21 protein-coding genes are annotated in these 20,533 nt (G+C 62.0%); 13 read left to right on the forward strand and 8 right to left on the reverse strand.

The features are described 5' to 3' along the window. Positions 1 to 54: 54 nt before the first annotated feature. The 4 genes from FPT15_RS12380 to FPT15_RS12395 all read right to left on the reverse strand — a co-directional run bounded on the left by FPT15_RS12380 (position 55) and on the right by FPT15_RS12395 (position 2,875). Positions 55 to 753, reverse strand: a complete 699-nt coding sequence (locus tag FPT15_RS12380) for a fimbria/pilus chaperone family protein (RefSeq protein ID WP_372241471.1) — start codon at positions 751 to 753, stop codon at positions 55 to 57. 28 nt (positions 754 to 781) lie between these two features. Continuing rightward, entirely contained in the window at positions 782 to 1,408 is a 627-nt protein-coding gene (locus FPT15_RS12385) for a DUF1120 domain-containing protein (protein ID WP_145161308.1), read from the reverse strand. A gap of 140 nt (positions 1,409 to 1,548) precedes the next feature. Further along, positions 1,549 to 2,172 (reverse strand): DUF1120 domain-containing protein, encoded by a 624-nt coding sequence (locus FPT15_RS12390; protein WP_145161310.1) that lies wholly within the window; start codon positions 2,170 to 2,172, stop codon positions 1,549 to 1,551. A 73-nt stretch (positions 2,173 to 2,245) separates the two neighbouring features. Continuing rightward, positions 2,246 to 2,875 carry a DUF1120 domain-containing protein gene (locus tag FPT15_RS12395; protein WP_145161312.1) on the reverse strand — a complete coding sequence of 210 codons (630 nt, stop codon included), beginning with the start codon at positions 2,873 to 2,875 and terminating at the stop codon, positions 2,246 to 2,248. Positions 2,876 to 3,274: 399 nt separating this feature from the next. Here FPT15_RS12395 and FPT15_RS12400 point away from each other — a divergent pair, with 399 nt between their 5' ends. From FPT15_RS12400 to dacB, 7 genes are all read left to right on the forward strand, one after another. Beyond that, positions 3,275 to 4,105: a response regulator gene (locus FPT15_RS12400; RefSeq protein ID WP_145161314.1), complete on the forward strand. Its 831-nt coding sequence runs from the start codon at positions 3,275 to 3,277 to the stop codon at positions 4,103 to 4,105. Between the two features lie 205 nt (positions 4,106 to 4,310). Next, on the forward strand, positions 4,311 to 4,946 hold the full coding sequence (locus tag FPT15_RS12405) for a response regulator transcription factor (protein WP_145161315.1): 636 nt from the start codon (positions 4,311 to 4,313) through the stop codon (positions 4,944 to 4,946). Positions 4,947 to 5,037: 91 nt separating this feature from the next. Continuing rightward, on the forward strand, positions 5,038 to 5,508 hold the full coding sequence (locus FPT15_RS12410; protein ID WP_145161317.1) for a nuclear transport factor 2 family protein: 471 nt from the start codon (positions 5,038 to 5,040) through the stop codon (positions 5,506 to 5,508). Between the two features lie 36 nt (positions 5,509 to 5,544). Next, complete coding sequence (locus FPT15_RS12415) at positions 5,545 to 5,820, forward strand: GIY-YIG nuclease family protein (RefSeq protein ID WP_025855645.1); 276 nt, start codon at positions 5,545 to 5,547, stop codon at positions 5,818 to 5,820. Positions 5,821 to 5,896: 76 nt separating this feature from the next. Then, complete coding sequence (locus FPT15_RS12420; protein WP_145161319.1) at positions 5,897 to 6,832, forward strand: glutathione S-transferase family protein; 936 nt, start codon at positions 5,897 to 5,899, stop codon at positions 6,830 to 6,832. A gap of 109 nt (positions 6,833 to 6,941) precedes the next feature. Further along, positions 6,942 to 9,362, forward strand: a complete 2,421-nt coding sequence (locus FPT15_RS12425) for a TonB-dependent receptor (RefSeq protein WP_145161321.1) — start codon at positions 6,942 to 6,944, stop codon at positions 9,360 to 9,362. A gap of 212 nt (positions 9,363 to 9,574) precedes the next feature. Further along, a complete protein-coding gene (gene dacB, locus FPT15_RS12430) occupies positions 9,575 to 11,026 on the forward strand; it encodes a D-alanyl-D-alanine carboxypeptidase/D-alanyl-D-alanine-endopeptidase (RefSeq protein ID WP_145161323.1) in 1,452 nt (483 codons plus the stop codon). Between the two features lies 1 nt (position 11,027). Here dacB and FPT15_RS12435 read toward each other — a convergent pair whose 3' ends face one another. Further along, positions 11,028 to 11,807 carry an IclR family transcriptional regulator gene (locus FPT15_RS12435; protein WP_145161325.1) on the reverse strand — a complete coding sequence of 260 codons (780 nt, stop codon included), beginning with the start codon at positions 11,805 to 11,807 and terminating at the stop codon, positions 11,028 to 11,030. A 122-nt stretch (positions 11,808 to 11,929) separates the two neighbouring features. Here FPT15_RS12435 and hmgA point away from each other — a divergent pair, with 122 nt between their 5' ends. From hmgA to FPT15_RS12455, 4 genes are all read left to right on the forward strand, one after another. Continuing rightward, positions 11,930 to 13,213 (forward strand): homogentisate 1,2-dioxygenase, encoded by a 1,284-nt coding sequence (gene hmgA, locus FPT15_RS12440; RefSeq protein WP_145161327.1) that lies wholly within the window; start codon positions 11,930 to 11,932, stop codon positions 13,211 to 13,213. 3 nt (positions 13,214 to 13,216) lie between these two features. Next, positions 13,217 to 14,503 (forward strand): fumarylacetoacetase, encoded by a 1,287-nt coding sequence (gene fahA, locus FPT15_RS12445; protein WP_145161329.1) that lies wholly within the window; start codon positions 13,217 to 13,219, stop codon positions 14,501 to 14,503. A 12-nt stretch (positions 14,504 to 14,515) separates the two neighbouring features. Continuing rightward, positions 14,516 to 15,160 (forward strand): maleylacetoacetate isomerase, encoded by a 645-nt coding sequence (maiA, locus tag FPT15_RS12450; RefSeq protein WP_145161330.1) that lies wholly within the window; start codon positions 14,516 to 14,518, stop codon positions 15,158 to 15,160. A 136-nt stretch (positions 15,161 to 15,296) separates the two neighbouring features. Beyond that, the gene (locus tag FPT15_RS12455) at positions 15,297 to 16,667 is read left to right on the forward strand and encodes an aromatic acid/H+ symport family MFS transporter (RefSeq protein WP_145161332.1); all 1,371 of its coding nucleotides are present in this window, start codon (positions 15,297 to 15,299) and stop codon (positions 16,665 to 16,667) included. Positions 16,668 to 16,887: 220 nt separating this feature from the next. Here the strand turns inward: FPT15_RS12455 and FPT15_RS12460 are convergent, their stop codons facing one another. Beyond that, entirely contained in the window at positions 16,888 to 17,691 is an 804-nt protein-coding gene (locus FPT15_RS12460) for a SirB1 family protein (RefSeq protein WP_145161334.1), read from the reverse strand. Between the two features lie 187 nt (positions 17,692 to 17,878). On the opposite strand from FPT15_RS12460, the gene FPT15_RS12465 reads away from it, so the two are divergent. Beyond that, positions 17,879 to 18,898, forward strand: coding sequence for a Glu/Leu/Phe/Val dehydrogenase dimerization domain-containing protein (locus FPT15_RS12465; RefSeq protein WP_145161336.1), 1,020 nt, complete (start codon positions 17,879 to 17,881; stop codon positions 18,896 to 18,898). Positions 18,899 to 18,952: 54 nt separating this feature from the next. Here the strand turns inward: FPT15_RS12465 and FPT15_RS12470 are convergent, their stop codons facing one another. Beyond that, a complete protein-coding gene (locus tag FPT15_RS12470; protein WP_145161338.1) occupies positions 18,953 to 19,213 on the reverse strand; it encodes a YebG family protein in 261 nt (86 codons plus the stop codon). A 302-nt stretch (positions 19,214 to 19,515) separates the two neighbouring features. On the opposite strand from FPT15_RS12470, the gene FPT15_RS12475 reads away from it, so the two are divergent. After that, positions 19,516 to 20,004: a phosphate-starvation-inducible protein PsiE gene (locus FPT15_RS12475; protein WP_106579492.1), complete on the forward strand. Its 489-nt coding sequence runs from the start codon at positions 19,516 to 19,518 to the stop codon at positions 20,002 to 20,004. Here FPT15_RS12475 and FPT15_RS12480 read toward each other — a convergent pair. Further along, the gene (locus FPT15_RS12480; protein WP_256676450.1) at positions 20,001 to 20,297 is read right to left on the reverse strand and encodes a DUF3509 domain-containing protein; all 297 of its coding nucleotides are present in this window, start codon (positions 20,295 to 20,297) and stop codon (positions 20,001 to 20,003) included. The genes FPT15_RS12475 and FPT15_RS12480 overlap by 4 nt on opposite strands. Between the last annotated feature and the right edge of the window lie 236 nt (positions 20,298 to 20,533).

A 20,533-nucleotide genomic window follows, 5' to 3' on the forward strand; every position in this document is an offset into this window, starting at 1 on the left:
CGCAGGAGGTCACTTCGTTTTATAGAGGCGTCGCCGCGGGTCGACGCGGTGGGATCAAGGCGTGATGGGGGCCTCGTAGGGCGCGACAGCAAAGCCATACACCGTGGCCGGCTGCAGGCGCACTGACGTCGCCCCCGTACCCTGGGCCGCGACCGTCAGGGTTTCTCCCGGCAGCACATACGTGCGCGGCAGCAAGGTCGAGCCGCTGCCGGGCAACAGCCGCACCGCCTGCGCAAGGCGCACCACGTACGGTGTGGGGTTGCGCACGCTGAGCCGGTCGCCGTCCAGGTGCCAGGTCAGGCCCAGCCACGGCTCACGGTTGGGTGCCAGCCCCTTGGGATGCAGGATCACCGGCAGGTTCTGGCGCACCGTGACGCCCACTTGGGCGCGCGCGGCCTCGGTGCCGATACGTTGCTGGGGCATGCCTTCGAAGACCACCCGTTTGAGCCGTTGGGTTTTAAGCGGCTCGTCCGCTTGCAGGATGAACCGCACCAGCTGACGCTTGCCGGGCTCCACCCGCGACAGCGGCGGAGTGACGAACAGCAAGGTGGCCTGGTCTTCGGGGATGTCTTCGAGGGTCACGTGCAACAGGGCCAGTTTGCTGTCGGTATTGGTCACGGACACGGCCGCTTCGCCGTCCGCCTCGTGCACGATGACCACCGAGGTGTCCGGCACCATACCGTCGGCCAGCGCCGCGGCAGAGCACCATAAAGCGAGGCCGGCACAACCGGCGCGTATCCAGGAAACATGCATCGTCATCTGAGGACTCATTCACTAAGGGTTACAGGTACTTGAGGTCCAGGGTGATCGAACCTTGCAAAGGCACTTCTTGCTTCAGCGTCAGGCTATTGGCCGGGCTGATGGCGGTGTCCACCCGCAGGCTGGCGACCAGTTGCCTGATGGGGATGGGCACCAGCGTGTCGAGGTGGGCAAAACCCATGGTGTGCCTGGGATGTGCATTGGGCTCGGGGTGCCAGGTGCTCCCGCCGTCCGCGGAGCTGATCACCTGCAGGGCGCCGCCGTCGCCCACCGGCCCGCGCAATGACAAACCCACCGACCCCAGGCGTTCGCTCGGTGCATGAATGTTCATGCCCAAGCCGTACAGAACGTCGGGTTTCACAGAGGAGTCCGGCTGATTGTCGATACCCACCAGTGCAAACAGCGTCGGCCCTTCACAGTTGATGCTCAGGCCCATTTGCCGGCTGGGCAGTGACGTGAATTCACTCGGTCTCAAGGTGCGCGCCGGGATCTTGCCGTAATCGATCAGGCCGCTGTCGGACAGCGACACGGTGCACGCTTGGGGTGTGATCCGGCCGGTAACGCTCAGGTCCACGGTTGAGGCGGCGAAGGCCGGCGTCAGGTGCAAGGCGAACAGCGTGAGCGCCCGGGTGATGGTCGATGGGTTCATTGCGTCGTTATCACAGTGGGGGGTGGGTGCCGCCAGTTACAGGTACAGCACTTCAACGGTGGCATCGCCATCGATGGCCACTTCGTGGGTAACGTCATCCTGCTGGTGGGGGCAATCACGCCGCCCACGCAAGGTCGGGCTTACCAGTACTTCACTTGCAGCGTGGCATGACCATCGATGGGCATTTCATCCACCAGGTTCAGGTCGGTGCCTTTTACCAGGGTGGTGAAGGCGCTGAGTCGGGCGGTCAACACCTTCACGGCGATCGGGGCGTTGAGGTTGTCGGCGGCGGCGAAAGCGGTCAGCCCGGCATGGCCCAGGTACGTCGAAGGACGCCAGTCGGCACCGCCGTTGCTGGATAAGAGGGTGCGCACCGGCACGTTGTCGGCGACCGCATCCAGTACGCTGAACGCCACACTGCCCAGCATTTGGTCGTCATTGACCCTGCCCAGGCCATGGCTCGCCGGGTGGATGGCCGATGTGCCGGAGCGGTTGTCGACGGTGGTCAGGGTGAACAGGGTTTCTGCCTCGCAGGTGACCTCCAATTGCAGGTTGACGGTCTCCAGGCGGGTAGGCAGTTGGGGATCGAGGTCCTTCACCGTCAACCTGCCATGATCGACGACGCCACCACTGGACAGGTTGGGCAAGCAGGCGCTGGGCGTGATCAGGCCGGTGATCCTAAGGTCAGTGGCGCTGGAGGCAAATGCCTGGGGAATGACGGCCATCAGCGCCGTGAACACTGGGGCGAGGGTGCGATGGTTCATGTAAAACCTCCAAGTAGGGCGATGCGCGCGAGGCTGATCCGATGCGTCATGGCATCGGGTCAGCGAGCCTTGTTTACAGGTACTTCACTTCGATCGTGGCGGAGCCGTCGAGGGGCACTTCATTGCTGAGGTTCAGGTCTTGCGCAGGCACGATCTGGGTCATGACGGCCAAGTCAGTGATCAGGTCCTGAATAGGCACGGGGACATACAGGCCACCGGAAACACCGCCGAAACCGGCCAGGTTGCCGCTGTACCAATATTCACCATCAATCGCGCTCCAGGTTTGCCCGCCGTTGTTGGACTCAAGGGGTATGACGCCGACGTTGTCCGCAACCGGGTTCACCAGCTCAAGGTGGTAGGTGCCGATTTTCTGCGTGTTATCGATCAAGCCCAGCCCATAGCCCGTCGCAACGACGGCTGAGGACGCTCGGTTGTCGTTGCCGTTCAAGCCAAACAAGGTCTGTGCATCGCAGTTCACACGCATCTGCAAGGTCACGGCTGGCAGATCAGTGGGGGTGCCTTGATTGAGGTCCTTGGCGGAAATCTTGCCGTGATCGACGATGCCGTTGGCGGACAAGGTTGGCGTGCAGGCACTCGGGGTGATCAGCCCTTTGACGATCAACTCCACCGAGCTTGCGGCAACAGCCGGGCCTTGATGAGCGGCCACTAAAAAGAGGGCGAGTGCTGCTAGGGACTTATTCATGTCGTGAGGTTCCGGTGCAAGGATTGCTGACTGTGCCTCAGGGCAAACAGCCATGTGTGTTGCGACCGTGGGGAGGACAGGCCGCGCCCCTTGTTGGGGTGCGGCGAATTTATAGAGGGGGGCGAGGCGGGGAAATACAACAAATACGAGAGTAGGCGGATAGCGCAAAGGCGCATTCGCTTATGTCAGAACCGGCTGTTGTTTACGTAGGAATTGTGCAGTTTCGTAGTTTTTGTATCGTCCAGGCGCAGTCATTCGAATACGTTTTGCGCCGCTTAAGCGTCATAAAAAAATCAAAAAGATGGTTCAGAATGCCGCGCCCGATCGGCCAGAGCGCGGCCGTTTCCTGCACGCATGGCGTGCCATCATCGTCCGTCGATACGGTAAGTTGAGGTAGTCATGTCATCAGGCATTCCCCCAGGCAGCAGGGGTGGGGATGACTCGCGGGCGTTGATCACCGTGCCTGCCTGTTGGCAACGGCTCAAGGTGTTGGTTGTTGACGACCATCCAGCTTACTGCCTGCTGATGAGCGGAACCCTTGACCGCCTCGGCCTTGACCACCAAGCGTGCAGGGATGGGCGAGCTGCGCTGGCCGCCCTGGACGTGCAGCACTTTGATCTGATTCTGACCGACTGCCAGATGCCGCTCATGGACGGCTACGCCATGACGCGCGAAATCCGCCGCCGCGAACGTGAGGCGCTGTCGACGCGACTGCCCATCATCGGCCTGACCTCAAACCTGGGCCCTGACGAAGTCCGCCTGTGCCTGGAAGCCGGCATGGACGCGTGGCTGATCAAACCGCTGACTTTTTTGCAGCTGCACCACGTCTTGGTCTATTGGCTGGACCAAGCCCACGTGGGCGCATTCGAGCAGGGCACAAAGGCACAGGCATTGGTCGGGCAAAAAGGCTGGCCAACCCGTACGACGCTGGTGCAAATGTTTGGCCGCAGCGAAGTGGTGGACAGCATGCTTGGCAGCCTGATCCATGAAGCTCGCCAAGACCTGCGCGCGCTGTCGGGCGCGGTGATGCGCCTGGATGGCGCCGAAACCGTTCAACACCTGCACCGGTTGATTGGCAGCGTGGCCTTTCTGGGCGTCACCTCGCTGGAAAAACGCGGCCTGCAGCTGATGACGCGGGTAAGTGGCGACGGTGTGGCCACGCATGCCCGCGACTTGATCCGGTTGCGCCAGGACCTGGTGCGTTACCTGGCTTACTTGTCGGCGCTTTGAAGACGCAGGCTTTCATCGGGGGTGAAGGAAGATTTCGCCCTGAGCTGTAGCTTCTTTCTGACGGCCTGCTCTGTTTGTTTTGTAGGTATAACTCTCGACAGCCACGAATGCTGCACGGGCTCCCCTGGCTGGTTTTCTTGGCGGTTGTTGCCGGCCACATCCGGCGCTATTTTGCGTAGGTCAAGTTGCCATCATGGTGGGTCTCATGCTTCGCGTAATAATTGCTGACGATCATCCGATTGTGCGTATCGGCCAAAAAGTCGTGATCGAGGCCAGTGGAAAATGCAAGGTGGTCGGCGAGGCCGACGGCCCGGATCAACTACTGGCGGTGCTCGACAGCACGCCTTGTGACCTGCTGGTGACCGACTTTGCCATGCCGGGCAATCAGCAGGCTGATGGGTACGGCCTGTTGAGCCTGATGCAACGCCAATACCCGCGATTGCCAGTGATTCTGGTGACCATGTTCGCCAACATCGCCACGCTGCGCGCTTCCTTCGCACAAGGCGCGCGGGCCATCGTGGCCAAGAGTGCCTCAGCCAGGGAGTTGCCGCAGGCCATCAAGGCCGTGAGCGAAGGCCATACCTTTGTCAGCGAAAGCCTGCGGGTGCAGTTGGTGGAAGCTGGCACCGGCGACCAGCAAGCCGTGCCGCAGTTGTCCGGCAAAGAGCGTGAAGTGGTGCGCATGCTCGCCAGCGGTATGACCGTCAGCCAAATTGCCGCCCGGGTCAATCGCAGCATCTCGACCATCAGCAAGCAAAAAAGCACGGCCATGAGCCGGTTGTGCATTTCCACCGACGTGGATTTGTTCGCCTACGCCCGCAGCAGTGGCATGGTGCCGTAAGCGTGGTCATTTGCGTGGCGAATGTCGGTAGCCTTACCGGCGCTGGCGGCTTATCGTGCGCCTACCTTTTCGATGCCTGCGGAGCCTGCCCATGAGTGATGCCCACAACGCCCTGATCACCGAGTTCTACAGTGCCTTCCAGCGCCTGGATGCCGAAGCCATGGCCGCCTGCTACACCGACGATGTGGTGTTCAGCGACCCCGCGTTCGGCGAGCTGCGTGGCCGTGACGCAGGTGACATGTGGCGCATGCTCACCACCCGTGCCAAGGATTTTTCCCTGACCTTCGACCACGTGCGCAGCGATGAGGCCACCGGCAGCGCGCATTGGGTGGCGACGTACCTGTTCAGCGCCACCGGCAACACGGTGGTCAACGATATCGGCGCGCGGTTTGTGTTTCGCGATGGCAGGATCTGCGAGCACCACGATCACTTCGACCTGTGGCGCTGGTCGCGCCAGGCCCTGGGCCTCAAGGGGTTGTTGCTGGGTTGGTCGCCTGCGTTGAAAAACGCTGTGCGCGCCCAGGCGCTTAAAGGCCTGAAGGCATTTCAGGCCGGTCGTTGATAAGATTGGCGCTCCTCTGGTTTGCCGAAACGACCTGTGACTGATCTTCCTGAACCCAAACCCTGGTTTGTCTACCTGGTGCGCGCGGCCAATGGCTCGCTGTATTGCGGCATCAGCAATGACCCGGTGCGCCGCTTTGCTTCTCACCAAAGCGGCAAGGGCGCGCGGTTCTTTTTGTCCAGCCCCGCGGTGGCATTGGTGTACACCGAGCAATGCGCGAGCAAGGGCGAGGCGCTGCGCCAGGAGCGACTGATCAAAAAGCTCAAGAAGAGCGCCAAGGAGTGCCTGGCGGCGAGCGGTTCATTGATTTGACTGATGGGTTCCCATCGCCCGCACGTGGGGCGTTGCAGGCTAAGCTAGCGGCTCACTTACTTGAGCGGAGCCTGGCATGTCTGAGTTGATCCTGCACCACTACCCGCAATCCCCCTTTGCTGAAAAAGCCCGCCTGATGCTGGGCTTCAAGGGCTTGTCCTGGCGCTCGGTGTTTATCTCGCCGGTGATGCCCAAGCCTGACCTCACGGCCCTCACCGGCGGTTACCGCAAGACGCCGGTGCTGCAAGTCGGCGCCGATATCTACTGCGACACCGCCTTGATCGCCCACCGCCTGGAGCAGGAAAAGTCCGCGCCGGCGCTGTTTCCCCAAGGCCTGGAGCTGGTCACGCAAAGCTTCGCCGCGTGGGCCGATTCGTTGGTGTTCTCGCATGCCGTGGCGCTGGTGTTCCAGCCCGAATCCCTGGCCGTCAAGTTCGCCAAGGTGCCGCCGCAGATGCTTGACGTGCTGGTGGCGGACCGCGCCAAACTGTTCAGCGGCGGCACTGCCACCCGCGTGCAATTGGATCGGGCCAAGCACCAATGGCCGACGATCATCAGCCGCATCGATCAGCAATTGCAGCACCAGGCAGGTGACTTCCTGTTCGGCGAGCCGTCGATTGCCGACTTTGCCCTGGCGCATCCGTTGTGGTTCCTCAAAGGCTCGTCAGTGACGGCGCCGCTGGTGGATGCCTATCCCGCTGTCGCTGCCTGGCTGGACCGTGTGTTGAGCTTCGGCCATGGCACTGCCAGCGAGATGAGCGCCGAACAGGCCTTGGAAGTGGCGCGTAACGCGACGCCTGCGGCCTTGCCGGATGAACTGTTCGAGGACTTGAACGGCTTCAAGCCGGGCCAGCAGGTGAGCATTTGCGCTACCGACTACGGCACCGATCTGGTGGCCGGCGAGTTGCTGTTCGCCGGGCGTGAGGAGTTGATCCTGCGGCGTACCGACGAACGCGGCGGCACCGTGCATGTGCATTTCCCACGGTTGGGGTTCCGCATTCAGGCGCAGTAAATAAAATTATTTTCAAAACAACGTGAGGTAAATCCACCGCCCATCCGTGTAGTGCTTGAAACTGCGATCTATTCGCATTAACAGCGTTTTCTACACGGGTTCTCACAGCATGAAATCGACGGCGGGCGGTTGGGTAAAACAGTGGCTGGGAGCCTCGGTACTGGCGGTGTCGGGGCTGGCGTTGCTGCCCCTGGCCGTGGCGCAGGCGCAGGAGCAGCAAAGCGCCCAGTTCAACTTTGCGCTGGCAGCCAAGCCGCTGCCCCAGGCCCTGAGTGATTTCAGCCGCGTCACCGGGATCAGCGTGATCTATACCGATGAAGCGCCCTACGGTCTCAGTGCTCCTGCCGTCAGCGGGCAAATGAGCGCGACCCAGGCCCTGCAACGCCTGCTCGGCCACTCAGGCTTTACCTTCCGTCAGATCGACGCCCACACCTTGGCCCTTGAACCTGTGCCCACCGACGGCGCGGTCAACCTCGGCGCCACCACCATCAGCGGTGCCGGCCAGGCGCAGGACAGCACCAGTTACCAGCCGCCGCCCACCAGCTCGGTGATGCGCTCCCATGGCCTGTTGCTGGAAACCCCGCAAACCGTCAACGTGGTGCCCGCCCAAGTGCTGCGCGACCAGACCCCGCGTAACCTGGATGACGCCCTCGCCAATATCAGCGGCATCACCCAGGCCAACACCTTGGCCAGTACCCAGGATGCGGTGATGCTGCGCGGGTTTGGCGATAACCGTAATGGCTCGATCATGCAAGACGGCATGCCCGTGGTGCAGGGGCGAGCGTTGAACTCCACTGCCGAGCGCGTTGAAGTGCTCAAGGGCCCGTCGTCATTGTTGTACGGTATTCAGGACCCGGGTGGCGTGGTCAATATCGTCAGCAAAAAGCCGGAACTGACCCAATCCACCTCCCTGACCGCACGTGGCTCGACCTTCGGCGACGGCAAGAACGGCAGTGGCGGTAACCTCGATACCACCGGCCCGATTGGCGACAGCGGCCTGGCGTACCGGCTGATCGTCGACCATGAAGACGAAGGTTACTGGCGCAATTTCGGCACCCACCGCGAGACGCTGGTGGCGCCGTCCCTGGCCTGGTACGGCGACACCACCAAAGTGGTCTTCGCCTACGAGCACCGCGAATTCCTCTCGCCGTTCGACCGTGGCACCGCCATCGACCCCAAGACCAATCACCCGCTGAACATCCCCGCGACCCGGCGCCTGGATGAGCCGTTCAACAACATGGAAGGCCGCTCCGACCTGTATCGCCTGGAAGTCGACCACGACTTGAACGACGACTGGAAGGCGCACTTGGGCTACAGCTGGAACCGCGAGACCTATGATGCCAGCCAGGTGCGCACGGTTTCGGTCAATTCCAACGGCACCCTGACCCGCAGCATGGACGGCACACGGGGGGCGCTGACCACCGATCGTTTTGCCACGATGAGCCTGGAAGGCAGCGTCAACGTCGGTGGCATGCAGCATGACCTGGTGTTCGGCCTGGACGATGAGTACCGCAAGATCTACCGCGCCGACTTGATCCGCCAGGCGCAACGCAGCGCCTTCAGCTACCTCGATCCGGTTTATGGCAAGGACGTGCAAGGCACCACCGTCAGTGCCAAGGACAGCGCCCAGACGGATCTGCTGCGCAGCGACTCACTGTTTTTCCAGGACGCCATTCACCTGACCGATCAGTGGATCCTGGTGGGCGGTGTGCGCTATCAGATGTATGACCAGTACGCCGGCAAGGGGGTGCCGTTCACGGCCAACACCAACGGCAATGGCCAGGCGTGGGTGCCGCGCGCCGGCCTGGTGTACCGCTACACGGATGAGTTGTCGTTCTACGGCAGCTACACCGAATCGTTCAAACCCAACTCCACCATCGCCGCCTTGGCTGACGGCAGCACCTTGACCGGCGACCTCACGCCTGAGGAGTCCAAGTCGTGGGAGCTGGGCGCCAAGCTCGACATCCCGGGGCGTATTACCGCCAGCGCGGCGTTGTTCAATATCGATAAGCGCAACGTGCTGGTCTCGGTGGGATCAGGGGCCAACACCGTTTACAGCATTGCCGGCCAGGTGCGCTCCCGTGGCCTGGAGCTGGACGCCACCGGCCAGTTGACCGACCAATGGAGCGTGATCGGCAGCTACGCGTACACCGATGCTCTCGACACCAAGGACAAAGACCCGACGCTTGAGGGCAACCGCCTGCAAAACGTGGCCAAGCACACGGGCTCGCTGTCGGCGGTCTACGATTTCGGCACTATTTTTGGTGGTGATCAATTGCGGTTGGGCGCAGGCGCCCGTTATGTCGGCGAGCGCGCAGGCGATGCCGCCAACGATTTCAACCTGCCGGGCTACACCGTCGCCGACGCGTTTGCCACCTATGACACCAAGATCGAAGGCCAGAAGGTCAAGTTCCAGCTCAACGTGAAGAACCTGTTCGACCGCACGTACTACACCTCGGCCGCGAGCCGGGTGTTTGTATCGCTGGGCGATGCGCGGCAGGTGTCAGTGTCCAGTACGCTTCAGTTTTAATGCGTCAGACGGGCTGCTGTTGTGGCGAGCGGGCTTGCCCCGCGTTGGGCTGCGAAGCAGCCCCAAAACCAAGCACCGCGGTGTGCCTGGAAAAACGCGGTGGCCTTACCAGGGGCCGCTTCGCAGCCCAACGTGGGGCAAGCCCGCTCGCCACAACGGCATTGAGCTGGTAGCGTTGCCGCCACTGAAGACTTCGCGGGAAAACGCTACTGATGCACTTGGGCAGATGGATACACACCAGCGCGATGCTGGTTGGCTTGAGCTTTTTACTGGGCGGCTGCGCGAGTGTTTCGCAGACTTCCAACTCCCTTGATCAACTGCTGGCCGACCCGACGCTGCACGGCGCCACGGTTTCGCTGACGGTGCGTGACGCGCGCAGTGGCGCCACGCTTTATCAGCACAACCCGCGCACGCGCCTGGTCCCCGCGTCCAATCTGAAGCTGCTGACCACGGCAGCGGCGATGGACGTGCTGGGCCCGCAATACCGGTTCTCCACGCAACTGCTGAGCAATGGCATACGCCAGGGCGATCGCCTGACGGGCAACTTGTACCTGCGAGGCCTCGGCGACCCGACGATTCAGTTCGCCGACTACCAGGCGCTGGCAGCGCAACTGGCCAGCCAGGGCGTGCGCCAAGTGCAGGGCGCCATCGTGTTCGACGACACCTGGTTTGACGCCGAGCGGCTCGGTGTCGATTGGTCCCACGATGATGAAACCACCTACTATGGCGCGCAGATTTCGGCGCTGACCGTGTCACCCAATGCGGATTTTGATGCGGGCAGCGTGCTGGTCACGGCCAAGGCCCCAGCGCGTGTCGGCCAGCCAGTGAGCGTCGAGATCTTTCCGCCCACCGATTACCTGCAATTGAGCAACCGCGCGGTCAGTGGGCCGGGCAACACCTACGGGATCAACCGCCGCCATGGCACCAACCTGTTGCAGCTCAGCGGTGCAGTGGCGCCGGGCAGGCAGAGCCCGCAACTGATCAGCGTGTGGGAGCCGACGCAACTGGTGGCCAATCTGTTTGAACAGGCCCTCAAACAGCAGGGCATCACGGTGCTCGGGCGTCGAGTGGTGGGGGCTGCAACCCCTGCCGGCGTGACCATGCTGGCCGAGCATCAATCGGCGCCGTTGCAGGAATTGATCACGCCGCTGCTCAAACTCTCGAACAACAACATGTCTGAAGCCTTGCTCAAGGCCATGGGCCGTCAGACCGCCAACAGCGGCACGGCGGCGGCGGGTGTGGTGGCAGTCGCCGATTTCCTCAAGCGTCAGGGCCTGGATACCGCGGCGTTGCACCAAGTCGACGGCTCCGGGCTGTCGCGGCAGAACCTGGTGTCGTCGCAAACCCTCACCGACCTGCTGCTGGCCGCGCGCAAACAGCCGTGGTTTAACGCCTGGTACAACGCGCTGCCGATTGCCGGCAACACTGACCGCATGACCGGCGGCAGCCTGAGTTATCGCTTGCGTGGCACGCCGGCTGAAAACAACCTGCATGCCAAAACCGGCTCCATGGGCGGCGTCTCGTCATTGAGCGGCTACATCACCGACGCCCATGGGCGCACGTTGGTGTTCTCGATGCTGAGCAATAACTACGTGGTGGCCGGCGCGCAGGTCAAGGCGCTGGAGAACCGCGTGGCCGTGGCCCTGTCACGCTGGGACGATTGATTCAGGGCTGATAGCCCATCCGCCAACTCACGGCCCGGGTCGCCGCCAGCAAGCGTTGCGCCGCCGGGCCATCTTCATCGGCGTGGAACAGTGAGGTCGGGCCGACCACGGTCATCACGGCCGCCACCTGGCCGACCGCGTTGAATACCGGCGCCGACAACGCGTCGACGCCGGGCATCAGCAAGCCGTGCACAAAGTGCAGGCCACGGCTGCGGATCTGATCGCAGGCGTTGGCGTAAGCCTGATCGTCCGCCAAGGCATGGGCGACACCGGCCTGAATCTCGCGCTCGCGCAATTCCACGGTTTCCCGCGACGGCAGATAAGCGCTGAACACCAGCCCGGTGGACGAGCTGAGCAGCGGCAACACCGAACCCAGCTGCGTCACCACCGTGATCGCGCGCACTGCCGGCTCGATGTGCACCACGGTCGCGCCCTGGTTGCCCCACACCGCCAGAAAGCAGGTTTCATTCAACTCATCGCGCAGTTCCGCCAGGGGCAGGGCGCCGACTTTCAGCACATCCATGCTGCCCAGCGCGGCCAGCCCCACGCGCAACGCCTCGCGACCCAGGCCGTAATGGTTGGTGGCGGTGTTCTGTTCAGCAAAGCCCGAGGCGATCAACGCCTGTAAATAGCGGTGGACCTTGCTCGCCGGCATCTGCACATGCTCGGCCAGGCGCGACAGCGACGTGGCCGGCGACAGTTCGGCGAGGGCCTTGAGAATATCGGTGCCCACTTCGGCCGAGCGGACTTTCTGTTTACCGGTGTCGCGGGGCTTTTCCATGGAGGAGCGAGAATCCGAGAGGGGGGAGTGGGCGTCTTTATAGCTTGACGGTCGACAGTGATCAAATTACGTTATGCGTAACTGGATTACGATAAAAACAACTTCCGCTCAGAGGATGCTCCATGAACCTCGAATACCAATCGGGCTTTGGCAATCAATTCGCCAGTGAAGCCCTGCCTGGTGCGCTGCCCGTCGGCCAGAACTCCCCGCAAAAAGCCCCGTACGGCCTGTACACCGAACTGTTCTCCGGCACGGCCTTTACCATGGCGCGCAGCGAAGCCCGTCGCACTTGGCTGTACCGCATTCAGCCGTCGGCCAATCACCCGGCGTTCGTCAAGCTTGAGCGGCAACTGGCCGGTGGGCCGTTGGGCGCAGTGACGCCCAACCGCTTGCGCTGGAACCCTCTGGATATTCCGAGTGAGCCCACAGATTTCATCGACGGCCTGGTGGGCATGGTTGCCAACGCCGGGTCGCAACAGCCGTCTGGCATCAGCATCTACACCTACCGCGCCAATCGGTCGATGGAGCGCGTGTTCTTCAACGCCGACGGTGAACTGTTGATCGTCCCCGAGCAGGGCCGCCTGCGCATCGCCACCGAATTGGGCGTGCTGGACGTGGAGCCGCTGGAAATTGTGGTACTGCCGCGTGGCCTGAAATTCCGCGTCGAACTGCTGGATGCCCAAGCACGCGGCTACATCGCGGAAAACCACGGCGCGCCGCTGCGCCTGCCGGACCTTGGCCCGATTGGCAGCAACGGCCTGGCCAACCCGCGTGACTTCCTCACACCGGTTGCCCACTACGAAGACGTTAAAAAGCCGACAACGCTGGTGCAGAAATTTCTCGGCGAGCTGTGGGCCTGCGAACTCGATCACTCACCGCTCAACGTGGTCGCCTGGCACGGCAATAACGTGCCGTACAAATACGACCTGCGCCGGTTCAACACCATTGGTACCGTGAGCTTCGATCATCCGGACCCGTCGATTTTTACCGTATTGACCTCGCCCACCAGCGTGCACGGCCTGGCCAACCTCGACTTCGTCATCTTCCCACCGCGCTGGATGGTGGCCGAGAACACCTTCCGGCCGCCGTGGTTCCACCGCAACCTGATGAACGAATACATGGGCCTGATCCAGGGCGCCTACGACGCCAAGGCCGAAGGCTTCCTGCCCGGCGGAGCTTCGCTGCACAGCTGCATGAGCGCCCACGGCCCGGACGGTGAAACCTGCACCAGGGCGATCAATGTCGAGCTGGCGCCGCACAAGATCGATAACACCATGGCCTTCATGTTCGAGACCAGCCAAGTGCTGCGCCCCACACAGTTCGCCCTGGAATGCTCGCAACTGCAACCCGCTTACGACGCGTGCTGGGCCTCACTGCCTGCCACCTTCAACCCGAACCGGAGATAACCCATGACTCAACCAACGCTAGCCCGCAGCTGGGTGGCCTCCGCCAACGGTCACCAGGACTTTCCCCTGCAGAACCTGCCGCTGGGCGTGTTCAGTATCAACGGCTCGGCACCGCGCAGTGGCGTGGCGATTGGCGACTGCATTCTCGACCTGCACGCGGCCCTGGATGAGTTTGACGGCGAAGCCCGCCGCGCGGTGGAGGCGACTGTCGGCGGCCAGTTGAATGCGTTTTTCGAGCTTGGCCGTGGCCCGCGTTTGGCCTTGCGCGAACGCCTGCTGGAACTGCTTGCCGAAGGCAGCAAATTGCAAACCCGTGAGGCGCAAGTGCTGCACTTGGCCGCTGATTGTCAGATGCACTTGCCGGCAAAAATCAGTGACTACACCGACTTCTATGTCGGCATCGAACACGCGCAGAACGTCGGCAAGCTGTTCCGTCCCGACAATCCTCTGCTGCCCAACTACAAATACGTGCCGATCGGTTATCACGGCCGTGCCTCGACCATTCGCCCGTCCGGCACCGAGGTGCGCCGCCCTAAAGGCCAAACGCTGCCGGCCGGCCAGACCGAGCCAACGTTTGGCCCTTGCGCGCGCCTGGATTACGAACTGGAGTTGGGCATCTGGATCGGCCAGGGCAATGCCATGGGCGACGCGATCGCGATTGGCGATGCGGCCGAGCATATCGCCGGTTTCTGCCTGCTCAATGACTGGTCGGCGCGCGACATCCAGGCCTGGGAATACCAGCCACTGGGCCCGTTCCTGTCGAAAAGTTTCATCACCAGCATTTCGCCCTGGGTGGTGACGGCCGAAGCATTGGAGCCGTTCCGCAAAGCCCAGCCGGCACGCCCCGAGGGCGATCCGCAACCGCTGCCGTACCTGCTGGATAAGCGTGACCAGGCCGCAGGCGGTTTTGATATCGAACTGGAAGTGCTGCTGACCACCGCCGCGATGCGCGAGCAAAACCTGCCGGCCCATCGCCTGACCCTGAGCAACACCCAGCACATGTACTGGACCGTGGCGCAGATGGTTGCGCACCACAGCGTCAACGGTTGCCAATTGCAGGCCGGTGATCTGTTTGGTTCGGGCACCTTGTCTGGCCCGCAGCCGGGGCAGTTCGGCAGCCTGCTGGAGATTACCGAAGGCGGTAAAAAGCCGATTGAACTGGCCTCGGGCGAGGTCCGTAAGTTCCTCGAAGACGGCGACGAAATCATCCTGCGCGCGCGTTGCAGCCGCGACGGGTTTGCCTCCATCGGGTTCGGCGAATGCCGTGGCACCGTCGTCGCGGCGCGTTAAGAGGGCAGGGCGATGGAACTCTACACTTACTACCGCTCCACTTCGTCATACCGCGTGCGTATCGCCCTGGCGCTCAAGGGGCTGGACGTCACCGCAGTGCCGGTCAATTTGCTGGTACCGCCGGGCGGTGCCAATCGCCAGCCGGACTACCTGGCGATCAACCCGCAGGGCCGCGTGCCGGCGTTGCGTACGGACGAAGGTGATCTGTTGATTCAGTCACCGGCAATCATCGAGTACCTGGAGGAGCGTTATCCACAGGCGCCGCTGCTTTCCAAAGACCTGGCCACGCGCGCCCATGAGCGCGCAGTGGCGTCCATCATCGGCTGCGATATTCACCCGCTGCACAACTCCAGTACCCAGAACCTGTTGCGCAAGTGGGGGCACGACGAGGCGCAATTGCTGGAGTGGATCGGGCATTGGATCAGCCAGGGCCTGGGCGCGGTGGAGCAGCTGATTGGCGATAAAGGCTTTTGCTTTGGCGAACAGCCGGGGATGGCGGATGCGTTTCTGATTCCGCAGTTGTATGCGGCGGAGCGTTTCAAAGTGCCATTGGGCGCTTATCCGCGCATTGGACGCGTGGCGGCTCTAGCGGCGCAGCATCCGGCATTTGTGCAGGCGCACCCGGCTAACCAACCCGACACCCCGGACACACCCTAAATCAATGTGGGAGCGGGCTTGCCTGCGATAGCGCAGTGTCAGCCAGTGATGGCGCACATGACAGGCCGTCATCGCAGGCAAGCCAGCTCCCACAGTTGATCAGCGTTACCCTTATAAAAATAATAGGTACCTTGCGATGCACAATCAGATTGCCAGCTTTCGTGCGGCACTCGACGCCCGTCCGGTGTCGCGCTATCAGTGGTTGATCCTCGTGTTGCTGGCGTTGCTGCTGGTCACCGATGGCTACGATGCCCAGGTACTGGGTTATGTGGTGCCGGCATTGGCCAAGGATTGGGGCCTGGAAAAAGCCGCGTTCGGCCCGGTGTTCAGCGCCAACCTGCTGGGCCTGACGCTCGGCTCGCTGTTGGTGACGCCATTGGCGGACCGTTTCGGCGTGCGCCGCATCCTGCTCGGCTGTGTGCTGATCTACGCTACTCTCACGGTGCTGATGGTGTTTGCCAATTCCCTCACTACGTTGATGGCCGCGCGGTTTATCTGCGGCATCGGCATGGGCGGCGCGATGCCGAGTGCCATGGCGCTGATGTCGGACTATTCGCCCCCGCGGATGCGCACCTTGATGGTGACGCTGGCCGCGTGTGGCTTTTCGTTTGGCGGCGCAGCCGGTGGTTTTGTCGCCGCCGGGTTTATCGAAGGCTACGGCTGGCAGGCGGTGTTCCTGGCGGGCGGCGTGACGCCGTTGTTGCTGTTTCCTTTCCTGATGTGGCTGTTGCCGGAATCCCTGCCGCGTCTGTTACGCGATGCACCGCCGTATGCGCGCTTGCGCACAGTCACCGCGCGCATGCTGCCGGGTTGGCAACCGCCGCTGGCGAGTGAAGCGCAGAACCTTCAGGAACAGGGCAGCAAACTGACGGTGGTGGAGCTGTTTCGCAACGGTTACGCACGCCCGACGGTGCTGATCTGGGCAACCTTTTTCGTCAGCCTGATCCTGCTGTATTTCATGATCAGTTGGCTGCCGTCGTTGTTGCTGGAAAGCGGCCTGCAATTGAAGCAAGCCAATCTGGTGACCTCGATGTTCCTGTTTGCCGGCACCTTGGGCGCCATCGGCATGGCCTGGTTTGCCGATCGCTTGAAGAGCAAAGTGCGGCTGTTGTCCGGCGTGCTGGCCGCTGCTGCGGTGTGCACCATCCTGCTCGGCCTGAATCACGATAACCCGCGCTATCTGGTGGCCTGTGTGTTTGCGGCCGGGTTCTGCATCATCGGTGGGCAACTGACCCTCAATGCTTTCGCCAGTAATTTCTACCCGGCACACGTGCGCGCCACGGGCACCGGCTGGGCATTGGGCGTGGGGCGATTTGGGTCAATCCTGGGGCCGCTGTTTGGCAGCATGCTGTTGGCTATGCATATTCCGGTGCAGCAGATTTTCTTCTTCTGCGCGATTCCGGCGGTGATTGCAGCGCTGTTGATCATTCAGGTGCGTTCGCCTGGATCAGCTGCGGCGAAGGGGTCACTCCACAGCGATATTCTCAAAGCACCGGCCAAGCACTGATCTTGTTGGCTTGGCAGACTTTGTAGCGAGCTGGCGTGTTGTGCCGAGCGGGCTTGGCGTGGCGAGCGGGCTTGCCCCGCGTTGGGCTGCGAAGCGGCCCCAAAAACCTACCACTGCGGTTTGTCTGGAGAGATGCGGTGACTGTATTGGGGCTGCTGCGCAGCCCAACGCGGGGCAAGCCCGCTCGCCACGACAGACCATATAACCCGCAATCACTAGTTCAATGCACCACTGAATTGGGCGGCAAGTGCCCCAGCCGTTCGGTCAGGCGCAGGCGCTGGATCGGGTCTTCGCTGAGCAACAACGCGTGCTCCAGGTCGAAGCGTTCGGCGCTGGGGCAATCCAGGCGCTGGTACAGGCTGGCCCGGGCCAGGTAATCGGCGGCACTGGCATTGCCCAATTCCAGCACGCGCTCGGCGTCGATCAACGCGGCCAGCGGGTTGTCGTTGGAGAGATGCAGTTGGCGCAGGTTGCGTGACAGCCGTTGCAGGATCGAGCGCGGCTCGGCGGTGAGCAAGTGGTCGGCCTGTAACTTGAGATTCGGGCCGTACTGGCGGTGCAGCAACTCACGGCAATCATTGGGGTACAGACGCCGCCCGCCGCATGGGTCCAGCAGGTGATCGGCACCGGGCACGCGCAGCAGGAAATGCCCTGGGAAATTCACACCGACCATCGGAATGTTCAGGCGCCGGGCCATCTCCAGTGCGATCAAGCCCATCGCCAACGGCTGTCCGCGTTTACGCTGCAGCACCTTGTCGAGAAGGGCCGCGGCGGGGCGCAGTGGGGTGAAGTCATCCTGAGCGAACCCCAGGTCATTCATACGCCGCAGCAGCGGCTGGCCGAGTTCATCCGCCGGCAACAGGGGCATGCCCACGCTGACCTGTTGTTGCAGCGGGATCAGCTCCTGCAGGATCAGCAGCGGCTGTACGGCCGGGTCGTGTTCGGCAGCAATCCACAGCGCGGCTTCAAACAGCGCTGGGGGTGAACGGTCCAGGCAGGCGAAAAAGGCTGTGCGGGGATTCATTGCGTTCTCCGGCGGATGCCCCCGTTTTAGCCTTGCTGCGAATTTTCGTCCAGTGACTTAAGAAATATCCGGCCTGCTTATGTCGCAGGGTCTGTGAATTGAGTCGGCTTATTCCAGCGCACTTCGGCAGTTTCCTACCGTCAGCCTATACTTGGGCCTCTACCAGAAGTGATCCGGGAGCTTGACGATGTTTGCTCTCATGCACAGCACCCGCCTTGAATCGCTGCACCTGAGCGTCGATCCGGTGACCGGGCTGAAGGCGATCATAGCCATTCACAACAGCCGCCTGGGCCCTGCCTTGGGCGGTTGTCGCTACCTGTCTTACCCCGACGATGAAAGTGCCGTGGCCGATGCCGCGCGCCTGGCTCAAGGCATGAGCTACAAGGCCGCCCTGGCCGGTTTGCCGGTGGGCGGCGGCACGGCAGTCATCATCCGGCCCGTACACGTGGAAAGCCGCGCAGCGTTGTTCGAAGCGTTTGGCCGCTGCATCGAAAAGCTCGACGGCCGCTTCATCACCTCCATCGACAGCGGCACTTCGGTGGCGGACATGGATTGCATCGCCCAGCACACCCGCTTCGTCACCAGCACCACTGCCGCGGGCGACCCGGCGCCGCATGCGGCCATGGGCGTGTTCACCGGCATCCGCGCCGCCGCCATGGCCCGGCTGGGCAGTGACAACCTGGAAGGTTTGCGCGTGGCCGTCCAGGGCCTGGGCAATGTCGGTTACGCCCTGGCCGAGCAACTGCACGCGGCCGGCGCCGAACTGCTGGTCAGCGATATCGATAACGGCAAGGTGCAACTGGCGATGGAGCAGCTCGGTGCGCACCCCATCGCCAATGACGCCTTGCTCAGCACGCCGTGCGACATTCTCGCGCCTTGCGGCGTCGGCGCCGTGTTCAATCGACACAGTGTTGGCCAGCTTCGCTGCGCCGCCGTGGCGGGTTCGGCCAGCGCGCAGCTGACCACCCTGGACATCGCCGACCAGTTGGAAGGGCGCGGCATCCTTTACGCGCCGGACTACGTGATCAATTCCGGCGGCCTGATCTATGTTGCCCTCAAACATAGCGGCGCCGAGTTGCCGGGCATCACTGCGCACCTGGCGAACATCGGCACGCGCCTGACGGAAATCTTCGCCCACGCCCAAGCCGAGAAACGCTCGCCTGCCCGGGTGGCAGATGAGCTGGCCGAACGCTTGCTGTACCCATAATCGGGCATTAAAAAGGCCCTGAATCAATGATTCAGGGCCTGTTCAATTCGGGCTTTATTCTGCCGTTGGGTTCAGCAACTCGGACAATGCGTCCGGTTGGCTCTTGAACGCCTTGGCAAATATATCGCGGTTCTTCGCCATGTAGATCCCGGCTTCTTCCACCTGCTGCTCGCTCAGGGACGGCACGGCTTTTTGCAACACTTCTGCCAGCAACTCAGCGAGTTCAAGCATTTTGTCATGACGGTCAGCTTCGGCTTTATCCATGAACAAACGCTCCAGATCTCGGCTGCTGCGGTATACCACTTCGACGGCCATTCACCACCTCACATGCCTTCACGATAGTTGTCTTTTGCGACTACTGTATTTATATACAGCGAAAAGGGTAAGCCAAACCACGGGGTTTGGGTAGCAGTTTTTTAATGTAGTCGGGAAATAGGCATTGAGCACTGCAGGAAGGCGCACGGATTTGAGGTTAGCGACTTACCTGTGACGACCTTGTGCCTCATATCACGCGGCCACCATCTCAACTTCCAGTGTCTGGCCTTTTTTCTGCATGCAGAACAACCGTCACGTCCAACCCGCATTATCCGGTCGAGCCGACCTAAGGAAGCATCATCGTGAAAATCAACTGGGCCGAAAAACTGCGCCAGAACGTCCATGGGCTGGCTGAGTCGCTGGGTAATTTGTTTGTCGAGACATTCCACTACCTGGCGCTGTTCGCCATTGGTGCGGTGACCGCCTGGGCGGCGGTGATGGAATTTCTGGGGATGCTGGAAACCGGGCACATCAAGATCGATGACATTTTGCTGCTGTTCATCTACCTGGAATTGGGTGCGATGGTCGGGATTTATTTCAAGACCAACCACATGCCGGTGCGCTTTCTGATCTACGTGGCAATCACCGCGCTGACGCGCCTGCTGATCTCCAACGTCTCCCACCACAACCCGCCGGACATCGGCATCATCTACCTGTGCGGAGGCATTCTGCTGTTGGCGTTCTCGATCCTGGTGGTGCGCTACGCCTCGTCGGCATTTCCTTCGGTGAAGGTTGAAGGCCCGCGTCGCAAAGGCGAGGCGAGCCTGGAAACCGAGAAGGGCGAGCTTTAAAGCCCGACGCTGAAGGGCAGGGCGCGAGCGGGCGGTTGCTGCAGCACTTTATGGTCGCCGTCCGTCATCACCGTCAGAATCTCCATGGCACTGTGGCCCTGCTCGATGGCGATGCCGAACTGAATGCTTTGCACCAGCCGTTTGAGCCGTTGCGGGTCGTTGCGCTGTTCGGCGCTGATCATGCGTTTGGCGACCACGCCATCCTCGTTCGAGAGGGTGAGCATGATGCTGCCATCCAGCCGTTGGATGCTCAGGTTGACGCGGTATTTGGGCGTAAAGGTGTCGGTGATGATCTAAAAAGGATTGTCCATGGTGCGTTACCGCCTGATAAGAACATGCAGTCATTGACGACCGGCGTCTGGATTAGTTCGCGTTGCCTGACTACCGGCCACTCCGTCGCTGAGGTTTTCACAAGGTCCGTTTTCCTCAAGAGCTGTACAGCAAGGGGCGTGCCGTACAGCGATCTTCGCGCCAGTGAAGTCTGAATGTGCGAGCGGGCTTGCTCGCGAAAGCGGTGTATCAGCCAATA

Origin of the sequence: Pseudomonas sp. RGB (genome assembly GCF_007713445.1) — a bacterium.
Classification (GTDB): Bacteria; Pseudomonadota; Gammaproteobacteria; order Pseudomonadales; family Pseudomonadaceae; genus Aquipseudomonas.

Bases quoted from the DNA above. Each gene is read 5' to 3' on its own strand.
- FPT15_RS12380 (WP_372241471.1), bottom strand. From the start codon at position 753: ATGCATGTTTCCTGGATACGCGCCGGTTGTGCCGGCCTCGCTTTATGG.
- FPT15_RS12385 (WP_145161308.1), bottom strand. From the start codon at position 1,408: ATGAACCCATCGACCATCACCCGGGCGCTCACGCTGTTCGCCTTGCAC.
- FPT15_RS12390 (WP_145161310.1), bottom strand. From the start codon at position 2,172: ATGAACCATCGCACCCTCGCCCCAGTGTTCACGGCGCTGATGGCCGTC.
- FPT15_RS12395 (WP_145161312.1), bottom strand. From the start codon at position 2,875: ATGAATAAGTCCCTAGCAGCACTCGCCCTCTTTTTAGTGGCCGCTCAT.
- FPT15_RS12400 (WP_145161314.1), top strand. From the start codon at position 3,275: ATGTCATCAGGCATTCCCCCAGGCAGCAGGGGTGGGGATGACTCGCGG.
- FPT15_RS12405 (WP_145161315.1), top strand. From the start codon at position 4,311: ATGCTTCGCGTAATAATTGCTGACGATCATCCGATTGTGCGTATCGGC.
- FPT15_RS12410 (WP_145161317.1), top strand. From the start codon at position 5,038: ATGAGTGATGCCCACAACGCCCTGATCACCGAGTTCTACAGTGCCTTC.
- FPT15_RS12420 (WP_145161319.1), top strand. From the start codon at position 5,897: ATGTCTGAGTTGATCCTGCACCACTACCCGCAATCCCCCTTTGCTGAA.
- FPT15_RS12425 (WP_145161321.1), top strand. From the start codon at position 6,942: ATGAAATCGACGGCGGGCGGTTGGGTAAAACAGTGGCTGGGAGCCTCG.
- dacB (WP_145161323.1), top strand. From the start codon at position 9,575: ATGCACTTGGGCAGATGGATACACACCAGCGCGATGCTGGTTGGCTTG.
- FPT15_RS12435 (WP_145161325.1), bottom strand. From the start codon at position 11,807: ATGGAAAAGCCCCGCGACACCGGTAAACAGAAAGTCCGCTCGGCCGAA.
- hmgA (WP_145161327.1), top strand. From the start codon at position 11,930: ATGAACCTCGAATACCAATCGGGCTTTGGCAATCAATTCGCCAGTGAA.
- fahA (WP_145161329.1), top strand. From the start codon at position 13,217: ATGACTCAACCAACGCTAGCCCGCAGCTGGGTGGCCTCCGCCAACGGT.
- maiA (WP_145161330.1), top strand. From the start codon at position 14,516: ATGGAACTCTACACTTACTACCGCTCCACTTCGTCATACCGCGTGCGT.
- FPT15_RS12455 (WP_145161332.1), top strand. From the start codon at position 15,297: ATGCACAATCAGATTGCCAGCTTTCGTGCGGCACTCGACGCCCGTCCG.
- FPT15_RS12460 (WP_145161334.1), bottom strand. From the start codon at position 17,691: ATGAATCCCCGCACAGCCTTTTTCGCCTGCCTGGACCGTTCACCCCCA.
- FPT15_RS12465 (WP_145161336.1), top strand. From the start codon at position 17,879: ATGTTTGCTCTCATGCACAGCACCCGCCTTGAATCGCTGCACCTGAGC.
- FPT15_RS12470 (WP_145161338.1), bottom strand. From the start codon at position 19,213: ATGGCCGTCGAAGTGGTATACCGCAGCAGCCGAGATCTGGAGCGTTTG.